We start from the raw sequence: 12487 nt of genomic DNA, 5'->3' as shown, positions 1-12487 counted from the left end.
CCATGCGCGGCGGCAGCAGGCAAGGTGCCCGGGCCGGATCCGCGGACCCGGCCCGGGCAGTACGGCTTATTCCCCGGTCCAGCCCTTGTAGTCCTTGACGTTGTCGCGGGTGACGAGCGTCGAGGGGATCAAGGTGGGGTCCTGGGCCGGCTTCTGGCCGTTGAGCAGGCCGACGCCCTCCTGCACCGCCTTGCGGGCCATGAAGAACGGGTCCTGGGCCGAGGACGCCTCGACCAGGGTGTTGCCCTTCAGCGCGGCGACGATGTCCGGCGCGCCGTCGACCGAGGTGATGACGATGCCGCTGCGGCCGGTCTGCTTGGCCGCCAGGTCGGCGCCGATCGCGGTCGGGTCGTTGATGGCGAACACGCCGTCGATCTTCTCGAACCGGGTCAGCAGGCTTTGCATCACCGCCAGGCCGCCGTCACGCGAGCCCTTGGCGTCCTGGTCTGCGGATAGGATCTTCAGGTCCGGCAGCTTGTCCCAGACGTTGTGGCAGCCCTTGACCCGGTCGACCACGGCCGAGACCTGCGGGCCGTTGACGATGACGACGTTGCCCTTGTTGCCCAGCTTGTCGGCGATGTACTTGCAGGCGATCTCGCCGGCCTGGACGTTGTCGGTGGTCACCGTCGCGTCGGCGCCCTCGGCCGCGGTGTCGACCGCGACCACGATGATGCCGGCGGCCTGCGCCTTCTTGATCGCCGGGCCGATCGCCTTCGGGTCGCCCGGGTTCAGCAGGATCATGTCCACGCCGGCGGCGATGAAGTTGTCGATCTGGGTGAACTGCTTGCCCAGGTCGTAGTCGTAGCCGACGGCCTGGACCTCGACATTCGGATTGGTCTTCTTCGCCTCGAACTCGGCGCCCTTGGCCAGGGCGACGAAGAACGGGTTGCCCATGGAGCCGAGCGAGACGCCGATCTTCTTCAGATCCTTCGCCTCGGCGACGCCGGCGGCGCCGACCGAGAGCGCCAGCGCGACGCCGGCGAGCAGGACATGTTTCAGCACGTGGTTCCTCCCCTGGTCTGTGCGATGGGGCCGGCGGGGCGACCAGAGGTCCCGCCGGCCCTTTCCGGAAGCTCGGAACCTCAGGTGCGGGCCGACCCCTGCAGGCGCAGCCGGTCGAGCGCGACGGCGCCGATGATGATCAGGCCCTTGATGATGTACTGCCAGACGTCCGGCACCCCGACCAGGATCAGCCCGTTCGACAGCACGGCGATGATCAGCGCGCCGACCAGCGTGCCCCAGATCGAGCCGATGCCGCCGACGAAGGAGGTGCCGCCCAGGATCACCGCGGCGATGGCGTCGAGCTCGTAGCTGACGCCGAGCTGGGTGCCGTTGGCGGCGTAGAGCCGGGCGGCCGACATCACCCCGCCGAGGCCGGCCAGCAGGCCGGAGGCGCCGTAGACGAACAGCAGCACCCGCCAGACCTTGATGCCGGACAGCCGCGCCGCGTCCGGGTTGCCGCCGACCGAGTAGATGTGCACGCCCAGCACCGTCCGCCGCAGCACCAGCCAGGAGATCACGATCACCAGGAAGGCGATGATCACCAGCCAGGGCACGCCGAAGAGGGTGCCATTGCCGATGAAGTCGAAGGACAGGGACGGGTTGAACACCGTGGTGTCGCCGCCCAGGAGGCGGGCGATGCCGCGGACCGCGGTCAGCGAGCCGAGGGTGACGATGAAGGGCGGCAGCCGCAGGAAGGCGATCAGCACGCCGTTGGCCAGGCCGAAGATCAGGCCGGCGACCAGGCCGAACAGGATGCCGACCAGCCCCATGTCGGGGATCAGCGACCCGATCACCGCGACCATGGCGGAGGCGGCGAGGATCGAGCCGACCGACAGGTCGATGCCGCCGGTCAGGATGACGAAGGTCATGCCGGCGGCCAGCACGGTGTTGATCGCCGCCTGCTGCATCACGATCGACACGTTCTGCCAGGAGGCGAAGCGCCCGCCCTCGCTCATGAAGTAGAAGGCGATGCAGAGCAGGATCAGCACCGGCAGCATGCCGACGGTCCGGATCAGGCCCTGGATCATCAGCCGGCGTTCGGCGTCGCGATTGACGGCGGAGGTGGCGGCGTTGTCGGCCATGGGTGACGATCCCTTACTGGACAGTGGCGGCGGCGGGGTCGGTGATGCCGGTGGCGAGGGCCATGATCGCCTCCTGGGTCAGGGGGCGGCCGGACGCGCCGCCCGCCTCACCCTCGATCCGGCCCTCGCGCATCACCAGGGCGCGGTCGGCGATGCCGATCACCTCCGGCAGCTCCGAGGAGATGACGATGACGCCGATCCCGGCCTTCGCCAGCCCGTCGATGATGCGGTAGATCTCCGACTTGGCGCCGATGTCGACGCCGCGCGTCGGCTCGTCGAGGATCAGGATGCGCGGCTTGGTCTCCAAGAGGCGCGACAGCAGCACCTTCTGCTGGTTGCCGCCGGACAAGGCGCCGACCGTGACCTCCGGGTTGGCCACCCGGATCTTCAGCGCGGCGATGGCGTCGCGGGCCCGGACCTTGGCCCGGCCGCGGTCGAGCACGCCGCCGGGCCCGGCATCGGTGCCGCAGACCACGAGGTTGATGTTGTCCTGCACCGACATGTCGAGGAACAGGCCCTGGCCCTTGCGGTCCTCGGTCAGGTAGGCGATGCCGGCGGCGATGGCGTCGCCCGGCCCGTGGATCTGCAGCGGCTTGCCGTCGAGGAGCACTTCACCGGAGGTCTTCGCCTCGGCGCCGAAGATCAGCCGCGCCAGCTCGGTGCGGCCGGAGCCGACGAGGCCGGCGATGCCCAGCACCTCGCCCTCATGCAGCTCAAAGCTGCAGCCGCGCACCCGGTGCCCGTCGGCGATGTCGCGTACCGCGAAGATCACCCGGCCGCGGCTCTGATGCGCGTCATGGTCCTTCTTGTAGAAGCCGGAGATGTCGCGCCCGACCATCATCTTGACCAGCGCCTCGGCCGACAGGCCGTCGCGGTCCAGCGTGCCGACATAGCTGCCGTCGCGCAGCACCGAGACGCGGTCGGACAGCTCGTAGATCTCGGACATGCGGTGGCTGATATAGATGATCGCCAGCCCCTCGGCCTTCAGCCGGCGGATCAGCTCGAACAGCCGGTCGGTCTCGCGCGCCGACAGGGCCGTGGTCGGCTCGTCCATCACCAGAATCCGGGCCCGGGCGTGGATGGCGCGGGCGATCTCGACCAGCTGGCGCTCGGCGATCGATAGGGTGCCGACCAGCGTGGTCGGGCGGAAGGTCGCGCCCAGCCGCTTCAGCACGTCCTCGCAGCCGGCCTGCATCGCCGCGCGATCGACGAAGGGGCCGGATTTCGGCTCGCGGCCGAGATAGATGTTCTCCGCCACGCTCAGATTGGGCGACAGGCTGAGCTCCTGGTAGATCACGGCGATGCCCAGCTGCTTGGCGGCGAGCGGGCCGTTGATCGTCACGTCCTTGCCGTCGAGGCGGATGGTGCCGCCGGCATCGGCCTGATAGGCGCCGGACAGCACCTTCATCAGGGTCGACTTGCCGGCCCCGTTCTCGCCCATCAAGGCGTGGATCTCGCCGGGATAGACGGTCAGGTCGACCCGGGTCAGCGCCTTCACCCCCGGGAAGGTCTTGGAGATGCCGTGCATCTCCAGGATGGGGGCGGGGCTAATCTGCGGCTGCAGCATGGTCGCGCCATCCTCTCTCATCGGCGCTGCGGGTCAGGATCGAGGCCCGCGGCGAGAAGCTGAAGAACATCGGTAGGCTGGCGGCGCCGATGGCGCCGGCGTCGCAGCCGAAGGTGCCGTGCAGCAGGCGCGGCGGTTGGCCTGCCTCCGGCACGGTGGCGGCCAGCCGCGACTGCAGCCGGCCGATCAGGGCGTCGATCAGCCCGTCGTCGATATCGGCATCGATGATCACGCTGCGGATTTCCAGCAGTGCCGAGGCCGACCAGATCGCGTCGGTCATCGCGTCGACGCAGTCGCCGATCCACTCCGCCACCGGCGGTCGGGCGGCGGCGATCGCGGCCTTCAGGTCGGCGCGGCTGCCGCCGGGGAGATCATGGAAGGCGAGGTGGCGCGACAGCGCATTCAGCGAGGCGCGGGTCAGCAGGATGTCGCGGCCGTCGGCAGGGGCGGGGGCCGAGGCAAGGCGCCCGGGCCCGACCGGCAGCATCGCCACGTCGCCGGCATTGCCGGTCGGGCCGCGCAGGCAGTCGCCGCCCAGCACCACGCCGCCGCCGATGGCCGGGCCGATGAACAGGTACAGGAAGTCGTCGATGCTGCGGCCGATGCCGTAGAACAGCTCGGCCACGGCGGCGGCGGTGCCGTCATTCTCGCCAAAGACGGGCAGGCCGGTCGCCTCCTCCAGTATCGCCGGGAAGTCGACCACGTCCCAGGCGGCGAAATCGGCCGGCGGCAGGTCCAGCTGGTGCAGCCAGGCGCCGAGATTGTAGGGCTGGGCCAGGCCGATGCCGGCCAGCTTCGGCCGGTCGGCAGGGCTCAGCACGTCCAGCAGCCCGGCCACATCCTGGCGGGCGATGCGCAGTGCCTCGGCCGGGGCCGGCAGCAGCCCGTCATGGCTGCGGCGGGCGATCACGGACCCGCCGAAATCGATCAGCACCGATTCCATGCTGCGGCGGTCCAGCCGGACGCCGATGCCGAAGGCGCCCTGCGGCGCCAGCCGGTACAGGGTGGCGGGCTGGCCGCGGCCGCCATCGTGCCGCTTGCCGAGCGAGACGATCAGCCCGTCCGCCTCCAGCTGGGCGATGATGCCGCCGATCGCGGTGTTGGTCAGCTCCGCCTGCCGGGCCAGCTCGGCCTTCGATGCCTCGCCGGCGCGGCGCAGGGTCTGCAGCACCAGCCGCTCGTTGTAGCGGCGGAGCTGAAGCGAATTCGTGCCGCGGCGGATGGCGGACCGGCGCAATTCCTGATCGTCCTCCCGACGCGTGGAAGATTAATTGAACGTGGTGGAATTAATCCGATGGCTTCCGCGCGTCAAGGACAGTTTATCTCGTTTTCTCTTCGAATCCTGACATGAGCTTTCTGCACGTGCCGACAATTGTATCGTCAAGCGAGCATCTGCTCAAGCTAGGGGCAGGATTCCGTCAGGCCGCGCCGGGGAGATCGGCAATGCGCCACAGGCCCAGCGCCTTGTCGCGATAGGCGCCGCCTTCCTCGGTGCAGCCCTCGACGATGACGCGGTGCGGCGCCGGCAGGCCGAAGGGCGGACGTTGCAGATTCAGCGGCCGCCAGTCGCCATCGGCGATGACACGGTTGCCCTGCAGCTCCAGGAAGGTGGTGGTCAGGAGCCAGGTCGAGCCGGAACGGCGGAGATTGGCGAAGGCGGCGGCGATGCTCTCGGCCGACAGATGCACGAGGCAGTCGCGGCACAGCACGACATCCGCCTTGGGCAGCAAATCGCGGGTCAGGTCCAGGCGCAGGAAGCGGCGCCGGTCGGTCTCGCCGTACAGGACGATGTTCTTGGCGACCAGGTCGGCGACGATGTCGGCGCCGGTGTAGGAGATGCCCTCGAGATGGGTCCGGCTCATCCAGCCGAAATCGCCGCAGGGCAGGTCGAGCAGCGAGGCGGCGCCGATCTCGCGCAGCAGGGCCGGGATGGCGGCGCGCAGCCGGGCGGTGCCGTCGAGGCCGGAGCCGAGGCCCGAGCGCGACTCCTCGGCGCCCCAGACATTGTTGCGCCAGATGTAGTCGAAGGTGTCGGCAAGGCCGAGCCCGGCCAGCGCCTGGGTGTGCCGGCGATAGACGCGCTGGGCCAGCGCCTCCGGCCGGTCGGTGTCGGCGAGCGGCTTGGTCTCATCCGTCATCGCGGGGCCTTTCAGGCGGCGCAGGCCTCGGCGCGGCGGGGGCGGATGCCGAGGAAACGGCAGATCGCCAGGGTCAGCTCGGCCCGGTTCAGGGTGTAGAAGTGGAACTCCTCCACCCCATGGGTCTGCAGCAGGCGGCACTGCTCGACCGCGACCGAGGCGGCGACCAGCTGGCGCGTGTCCGGCGTCTCGTCCAGCCCCTCGAACAGCATCTCCAGCCAGTCCGGGACCGCGGCGCCGCAGGCGGTCGCGAACTCCTTGGTCCGGGCGAAGTTGGTGATCGGCAGGATGCCGGGGACGATCGGCAGGCCGATGCCGGAAGCGGCGGCGCGGTCGCGGAAGCGCAGGAACGCCTCGGTGTCGAAGAAGAACTGGGTCAGGGCCCGGTCGGCGCCGGCATCGGCCTTGCGCTTCAGGTTGTCCAGGTCGAAATCGGCCGAGGGCGCCGCCGGATGCACCTCCGGATAGGCCGCGACCGAGATGTCGAACGGGGCGATGCGGCGCAGCCCGGCCACCAGGTCGGCGGCATAGGCGTAGCCGTCCGGCCGCACCTGGTAAGGCGCGCCGCCGGGCGGGTCGCCGCGCAGCGCCACGATGCGGCGGATGCCGGCGGCCCACAGGGCGCGGGCGACGCCGTCGATCTCCTCGCGCGAGGCGCCGACGCAGGTCAGGTGCGAGGCGGTGGGCAGGCCGCTGCCGTCCTGGATCCTGGTGACGATGCCGAAGGTGCGGTCGCGGGTCGATCCGCCGGCGCCGTAGGTGACCGAGACGAAATCCGGCGCCAGCGGCGCCAGCCGCGTCACCGTCTCCATCAGCGTCGCCTCCGCCGCCTCGCTCTTGGGCGGGAAGAACTCGAAGCTGACGATCGGGTCACGGCGGCCGGCTTCGGCCGAGGCATTCGCATGGGAAATGTTGGTCGTCATGCTGCGGCCTTCCGTTGCGCCGCCCGCCTGGCGGGCCAGATGGTGACGGTCAGGGGGGCGCCGGGCAGATGCACCGGCGGTTCGGCGTCGAAACCGGCCCGCTGCAGCCAGCGGGCGAAGATGTCGTCGGGAAAGCCGAGCCAGCGATGGGCGTGCTCGGTGCGCAGGTTCTCGACATCGTGCGGCGCGAAATCGGCGACGATCAACCGGCCGCCGGGGCGCAGCACGCGCGCCGCCTCGGCAATCGCCGCGGCCGGATCCTCGAGATGGTGCAGCACGTGGTGGACCAGCGCCACGTCGAAGGACTCGCCGGGCACCGGCAGCTGGTACAGGTCGCCCTGGCGCACCTGGCAGTGCCGCTGCAGCCCGGCGCGCTCGATATTGGCGCGGGCCACCGACAGCATCTCGCGCGACAGGTCGATGCCGACCGCGCGCCGCACCCGCTCGCCCAGCAGGATCAGCATCCGGCCGCTGCCGGTGCCCAGGTCCAGCAGGTCGCCGATCTCGCCGGGCGGCAGCAGATCGACGATCGCCTGCTCCACCGCGCTGTCGGCGATGTGCAGGGTGCGGATCTCGTCCCAGTGCGAGGCGTTGTCGCGGAAATAGCCGGCCGCCATCTCGGCGCGCTGCCGCTTCACCGCCTCCAGCCGCTCCAGGTCCAGCCCGACGGTGGCGTCGGCGTCGGGGATCAGGTCGACCAGGCTGCGCGCCAGCTCGGCCACGGCGCCGCTCTCGGCCAGGCGGAAGAAGGCGAAGGTGCCCTCGCGGAACCGGTCCAGCAGGCCAGCCTCGGCCAGCAGCTTCAGGTGGCGCGACACGCGCGGCTGGCTTTGGCCCAGGATCTGCGTCAGGTCGGTGACCGACAGGTCGCCATGGGCGCACAGCATCAGGATCCGAAGCCGTGTCGGCTCGGCCGCCGCCTTCAGCCCCTGCAGCAGACGCTCCACGATCCTCCGGCCTCCTGCTCCTCAGCTTGCACCGAAGGCAGGATAGCAAACTCTCAGCAAGACATAAACATGTCTTTATGTGTTTGTGTGGCCAGCTGGCGGAAGAGCCCTATAGGCGTCATTGCTTCGCTGCGCTCGCAATGACGGCAGGGACGGGGCGCCCTACAGCGCCCCCATCTCGGTCAGCTCCCGCCGCGCCTGCTCCGGCGACTCGAAGCGGATCGCGCGCATGCCGACGGCGCGGGCGCCGGCGACATTGTCCGGGTTGTCGTCGATGAAGATGCAATCGGCCAGATCGAGGCCGAAGCGGCTTTCCAGCAGCCGGTAGATCCGCGCATCCGGCTTCAGCAGCTTCTCATGGGCGGAGACGATGACGCCGTCGAACCAGCCCAGGAACGGGTACTTCGCCAGGGCCACGGCGAACTTCTCGGCCGAGAAGTTGGTGATGGCATAGACCTTGTCGCCCCGGTCCTTCAGTCCTTTCAGGATCTCGACGGTACCGTCGATCAGATGCGGCACCATCTCCTCCCAGCGCTCGTCGAAGGCGCGGATCAGCTCTTCATGGTGTGGGAACTCGGCCACCTTGGCGGCGATCGCCTCCGGGAACGGAACGCCGCCATCCATCGACAGATTCCAGTCATGGGTGCAGACTTCGGCCAGGAATGTTTCCATTGCCGCCTCGTCCGCGAACAGCTTGCGATAGAGATGCCGCGGGTTCCACTCGAGCAGCACGGCGCCGATGTCGAAGACGATGGTGGGCCGGCCCGAGGTATGGTGTGGCGAGTCCGGGCGTGACGAGGTCATGGCAAGAGGCTCCGCTTCGGGCTATGTGGAATCGCTGGTAGCACGCGGGGAAAGCCGACCCAAGCCATGAAGCTGCACACCTATTACCGCTCCTCGGCCGCCTATCGGGTCCGCATCGCCATGGCGCTGAAGGGGCTCGACTACGATTCGGTGTTCCATCATCTGCGCCGGGGCGAGCAGGCGGCCGAGCCGTACCGCTCGCTGAACCCGCAGAAGCTGGTGCCGGCGCTGGAGGGCGAGGGGGCGGTGATCACCCAGTCGCTGGCGATCATCGAGTATCTGGACGAGACGCATCCGAGCCCACCGCTGCTGCCGGCCGACCCGGCGGGCCGCGCCCGGGTGCGGTCGATCGCGCTGTCGATCGCCTGCGAGATCCACCCGATCAACAATCTGCGCGTGCTGCGCTATCTGCGGACGCCGCTCGGCCATGACGAGCCGGCGATCGAGGAATGGTACCGGCACTGGGTGGCCGAGGGACTCGGCGCGCTGGAGACCCAGCTGTCGCGGTCGCCCGACACCGGCGCCTTCTGCCATGGCGCGATGCCGACCATCGCCGATTGCTGCCTGATCCCGCAGCTCTACAACGCCCGCCGCTTCGACTGCGACCTCAACCCGTACCCGACACTGTTGGGGATCGAGGAGCGCGCGGTGGCGCTGCCGGCCTTCGCCGAGGCGGCGCCGGAACGCCAGGGTGATGCCGAGGCCTGACGGCCAGTACCGGTGTGCCGGGGGAGGCGCGCCAAACCCCGCCCAACGCGGCGGCAACGACGAGGGGGCAGCATGACGACGGAGACGGCCGACACCAGCCCGACCGCCTGGTTCCAGGAGATGTCGCCGCCGGAGCGGCGGACCTTCTGGGCCTGTTTTGCGGGCTGGGGCCTGGACGCGATGGACGTCCAGATCTATTCCTTCGTGATCCCGACCATCGTCGCGCTGTGGAGCCTGACCAACGCCCAGGCCGGCCAGATCGCGACGGTGACGCTCCTGTGCTCCGCCGTCGGCGGCTGGCTCGCCGGCCTGCTGGCCGACCGCATCGGCCGGGTGCGGACGCTGCAGCTGACCATCCTGTGGTTCTCGGTCTTCACCTTCCTCAGCGGCTTCGCGCAGAACTTCGAGCAGCTGCTGATCGCCCGCGCCCTGATGGGCTTCGGCTTCGGCGGCGAATGGGCGGCCGGCGCCGTGCTGATGGGTGAGGTGATCCGCGCGGAGCATCGCGGCAAGGCGGTCGGCACCGTGCAGTCGGGCTGGGCCATCGGCTGGGCGGTGGCGCTGATCGTCAAGACCGTGCTGTTCCTGGCCTTCGATCCGTCCGTCGCCTGGCGCACCCTGTTCTTCATCGGCATCCTGCCGGCGATCCTGGTGTTCTTCCTGCGCCGCTTCGTCGACGAGCCGCCGGTGTTCGCCGAGACGCAGCGCCGGATCGCAGAGACTGGCGACCGGCCCGGCCTTCTGGAGATCTTCTCCGGCCCGGTCCTGAAGATCACCATCCTGACCTCGCTGCTGACCACCGGCGCCCAGGGCGGCTACTACGCCATCACCACCTGGCTGCCGAGCTACCTCAAGGGCCAGGGCCTGTCCGACATCGGCAGCAGCGGCTACCTCGCCGTCGTCATCGCCGGGTCGTTCACCGGCTATCTTGTCGGCGCCTATCTGGCCGACCGGATCGGGCGGAAGCGGCTGTTCTTCGTGTTCTCGCTGTGCGCCATCGTCATGGTGTTCGCCTATACCAGCCTCAATCTGAGCAACGAGGTGGTGCTGCTGCTGGGCTTCCCGCTGGGCTTCTTCGGCTCCGGCTATTTCAGCGGCGTCGGCGCCTTCCTGACCGAGCTGTTCCCGACCCGGGTGCGCGGCTCCGGCCAGGGCTTCGCCTATAATTTCGGCCGCGGCGTCGGCGCCCTGTTCCCGATGCTGGTCGGCTATCTCAGCGCCAGCATGTCGCTGGGCCAGGCGATCGCGATCTTCGCCATCGGCGCCTACGCCCTGCTGTTCCTCGCCGCTTTGGCCCTGCCCGAGACCAAGGGGAAGACACTGCATGCCGATGGCTGAGCCGTTAGCCACTGCGCCACTCTGCCAGGGCCCGGACCCGGCGCCGCGGCCGCCGCGCCGGATCGCGCTGCCGGACGGCGCCTGCGACACCCACGCCCATGTCATCGGCGGGCCGCCGGACTATCCGCTGGTGACCAGCCGCAGCTACACCCCGCCCGAGGCGCCGCCCGACGCCTATCTCGGCATGCTCGACGCCGTCGGCATGGCCCGCGGCGTGCTGGTCCAGGTCAGCGTCCACGGCACCGACAACCGGCTGATGGTCGAGACGCTGGAGGCCAATCGCGGCCGGCTGCGCGGCATCGCCGTGGTCGAAGCCGATGCGCCGGATGCCGAGCTGGCCCGGCTGAAGGACGCCGGCGTGGTGGGCCTGCGCCTCAACGTGCTGTTCGGCGGCGGTGTCGGCTTCGACCAGCTCGAGCGCCTGGGCGACCGCTGCCGCGAGCTCGGCTGGCACCTGCAGTTCCTGCTCGACGCCCGGACGCTGCCGGAGCTGGCGCCGCGGCTGGAGCGGCTGCCGGTGCCCTTCGTCATCGACCATATGGGCCACATGCCGGCCTCGGCCGGGACCGGCCATCCCGGCTTCCGGGCGCTGCTCGGCCTGCTGCGCCGCGGCAAGGGCTGGGTCAAGCTCTCCGGCGCCTTCCGGGTTTCGACGGCCGGCCCGCCCTATGCCGACACCATCCCCTTCGCCCGCGCGCTGGTCGAGGCGGCGGCGGACCGGATGGTGTGGGGCAGCGACTGGCCGCATGTCGCCCATCCCGGCGAGATGCCGAATGTCGGCGACCTGCTCGACCTGCTGGCCGGCTGGGTGCCCGACCCGGCGCAGCGCGACGCGGTCCTGGCGGCCAACCCGGCCCGGCTGTACGGCTTCGGCTGATCGGGGGGCGGCGCCGATGTGCAACGAGTACAGCTCGAAGGTCGACGTCGCCACCGTCAACGCGGATTTCGCCGCCGCCGGCATCGCGCTTGGGGCCTCGGAGGGCACGCCGAACCTCGAGGCCCGGGACAGCATCCGGATCACCGAGACGGCGCCGATCGTCCGCGGGAGCGAGGGCGGGGCGGTCGACCTGGTCCAGCGGCGCTGGAGCTGGCCGGGGCCGGGCGGTCGGCCGGTCTACAACTTCCGCTCCGACAACCGGGAGTTCCCCGGCGGCCGCTGCCTGATCGTCGCCGACGGCTTCTATGAGTTCACCGACCCGGCGGAACCCGGCAAGAAGCGGAAGGACAAGTGGCGGTTCACCCTGGCCGGGGAGCCCTGGTTCTGCATCGCCGGCCTGTGGCGGGCGGTGCCGGAACTCGGCGAAGCCTTCACCATGCTGACCACCGCCCCCGGCCCGGACATCGCGCCGTACCACGACCGCCAGGTCGCCGTGCTGCGCCGCGCCGACTGGGCGGCCTGGCTCGGCGGCTTGGCGTCGGCCAAGGCCCTGCTGCAACCGTTGCCGGCGGGCAGCCTGATGGTCGAGCGGGTCGGCTGAGGGGCTTCCGGGCGGCATCAGGTCTCCAGCAGCACCGACCCGCTGGTGCGGCCGGCCTCCAGCGCCCGGTGGGCCTCGGCCGCTTCGGCCAGCGGGTAGACGGCGCCGATCAGCGGCCGCAGCCCGGCCTCGACCTCGGCCAGCACCTCGGCCGCGGCGCGCGGATAGATCGCCGGGTCGGGCAGGTAGTGGCGCAGCACGCTGGGCCGGGCCAGGGCGATCGACCGCGCCGGGCCGAGCTCCCCGACATCGATGGTCGGCAGGCTGCCGCCGACCTGGCCGAGGCTGGCGATCAGCCCGTAGGGCGCCATGGCGTCGAAGGTCCGCAGCAGCGTGTCGCCGCCGATCCCGTCGATCGCCATCTCGGCGCCACGGCCGCCGGTGATCTCGCGCACCGCGGCGACGAAGTCGGCCTCGCGGTGCAGGATGACGTGGTCGGCGCCATGCGCCTTGGCGATCTCGGCCTTGCGGGCGTCGCCGACCGTGCCGATCACGGTGGC

At 70.3% G+C, this 12487-nt stretch carries 13 protein-coding genes; 4 read left to right on the top strand and 9 right to left on the bottom strand.

What is annotated here, in order from left to right; translation table 11 throughout:
* Positions 1-66 precede the first annotated feature (66 nt).
* The 8 genes from P409_RS01650 to P409_RS01615 all read right to left on the bottom strand — a co-directional run bounded on the left by P409_RS01650 (position 67) and on the right by P409_RS01615 (position 8463).
* A complete protein-coding gene (locus P409_RS01650; protein ID WP_034831145.1) occupies positions 67-1002 on the bottom strand; it encodes an ABC transporter substrate-binding protein in 936 nt (311 codons plus the stop codon).
* Between the two features lie 80 nt (positions 1003-1082).
* Positions 1083-2084, bottom strand: a complete 1002-nt coding sequence (locus tag P409_RS01645; RefSeq protein WP_034831144.1) for an ABC transporter permease subunit — start codon at positions 2082-2084, stop codon at positions 1083-1085.
* 13 nt (positions 2085-2097) lie between these two features.
* Positions 2098-3651, bottom strand: coding sequence for a sugar ABC transporter ATP-binding protein (locus P409_RS01640; protein ID WP_034831143.1), 1554 nt, complete (start codon positions 3649-3651; stop codon positions 2098-2100).
* A complete protein-coding gene (locus tag P409_RS01635) occupies positions 3632-4888 on the bottom strand; it encodes an ROK family transcriptional regulator (protein WP_034831140.1) in 1257 nt (418 codons plus the stop codon). Before P409_RS01635 ends, P409_RS01640 begins: the two co-directional genes overlap by 20 nt.
* A gap of 181 nt (positions 4889-5069) precedes the next feature.
* Complete coding sequence (locus P409_RS01630) at positions 5070-5789, bottom strand: hypothetical protein (RefSeq protein WP_034831138.1); 720 nt, start codon at positions 5787-5789, stop codon at positions 5070-5072.
* A gap of 11 nt (positions 5790-5800) precedes the next feature.
* Positions 5801-6712 carry a methylenetetrahydrofolate reductase [NAD(P)H] gene (metF, locus tag P409_RS01625; protein WP_052119901.1) on the bottom strand — a complete coding sequence of 304 codons (912 nt, stop codon included), beginning with the start codon at positions 6710-6712 and terminating at the stop codon, positions 5801-5803.
* Positions 6709-7659 carry an ArsR/SmtB family transcription factor gene (locus P409_RS01620; RefSeq protein WP_034831136.1) on the bottom strand — a complete coding sequence of 317 codons (951 nt, stop codon included), beginning with the start codon at positions 7657-7659 and terminating at the stop codon, positions 6709-6711. The genes metF and P409_RS01620 overlap by 4 nt, the downstream gene beginning before the upstream one ends.
* Positions 7660-7821: 162 nt before the next feature.
* The gene (locus P409_RS01615) at positions 7822-8463 is read right to left on the bottom strand and encodes an HAD family hydrolase (protein ID WP_034831134.1); all 642 of its coding nucleotides are present in this window, start codon (positions 8461-8463) and stop codon (positions 7822-7824) included.
* A 66-nt stretch (positions 8464-8529) separates the two neighbouring features.
* Between P409_RS01615 and maiA the strand changes: the two genes are divergently transcribed.
* The 4 genes from maiA (at position 8530) to P409_RS01595 (ending at position 11987) form a co-directional block, all read left to right on the top strand.
* Entirely contained in the window at positions 8530-9171 is a 642-nt protein-coding gene (gene maiA, locus P409_RS01610) for a maleylacetoacetate isomerase (RefSeq protein WP_034831132.1), read from the top strand.
* A 72-nt stretch (positions 9172-9243) separates the two neighbouring features.
* On the top strand, positions 9244-10509 hold the full coding sequence (locus tag P409_RS01605) for an MFS transporter (RefSeq protein ID WP_034831130.1): 1266 nt from the start codon (positions 9244-9246) through the stop codon (positions 10507-10509).
* A complete protein-coding gene (locus P409_RS01600) occupies positions 10502-11386 on the top strand; it encodes an amidohydrolase family protein (protein ID WP_034831170.1) in 885 nt (294 codons plus the stop codon). The genes P409_RS01605 and P409_RS01600 overlap by 8 nt, the downstream gene beginning before the upstream one ends.
* 16 nt (positions 11387-11402) lie before the next feature.
* A complete protein-coding gene (locus P409_RS01595) occupies positions 11403-11987 on the top strand; it encodes an SOS response-associated peptidase (protein WP_034831129.1) in 585 nt (194 codons plus the stop codon).
* Between the two features lie 17 nt (positions 11988-12004).
* On the opposite strand, the gene P409_RS01590 is transcribed toward P409_RS01595, so the two are convergent.
* Positions 12005-12487 (bottom strand): zinc-binding dehydrogenase (locus tag P409_RS01590; RefSeq protein ID WP_034831128.1); only part of this gene is annotated, 483 nt, incomplete at its 5' end.

This window comes from Inquilinus limosus MP06 (genome assembly GCF_000767795.1).
GTDB classification, from domain to species: Bacteria; Pseudomonadota; Alphaproteobacteria; order DSM-16000; family Inquilinaceae; genus Inquilinus; species Inquilinus limosus_E.
This window is presented reverse-complemented; position numbering and strand designations above follow the sequence as displayed.

Coding starts and splice junctions, on each gene's coding strand:
- P409_RS01645 (WP_034831144.1), bottom strand. CDS start 2,084: ATGGCCGACAACGCCGCCACCTCCGCCGTCAATCGCGACGCCGAACGC.
- P409_RS01640 (WP_034831143.1), bottom strand. CDS start 3,651: ATGCTGCAGCCGCAGATTAGCCCCGCCCCCATCCTGGAGATGCACGGC.
- P409_RS01630 (WP_034831138.1), bottom strand. CDS start 5,789: ATGACGGATGAGACCAAGCCGCTCGCCGACACCGACCGGCCGGAGGCG.
- metF (WP_052119901.1), bottom strand. CDS start 6,712: ATGACGACCAACATTTCCCATGCGAATGCCTCGGCCGAAGCCGGCCGC.
- P409_RS01615 (WP_034831134.1), bottom strand. CDS start 8,463: ATGACCTCGTCACGCCCGGACTCGCCACACCATACCTCGGGCCGGCCC.
- maiA (WP_034831132.1), top strand. CDS start 8,530: ATGAAGCTGCACACCTATTACCGCTCCTCGGCCGCCTATCGGGTCCGC.
- P409_RS01605 (WP_034831130.1), top strand. CDS start 9,244: ATGACGACGGAGACGGCCGACACCAGCCCGACCGCCTGGTTCCAGGAG.
- P409_RS01600 (WP_034831170.1), top strand. CDS start 10,502: ATGGCTGAGCCGTTAGCCACTGCGCCACTCTGCCAGGGCCCGGACCCG.
- P409_RS01595 (WP_034831129.1), top strand. CDS start 11,403: ATGTGCAACGAGTACAGCTCGAAGGTCGACGTCGCCACCGTCAACGCG.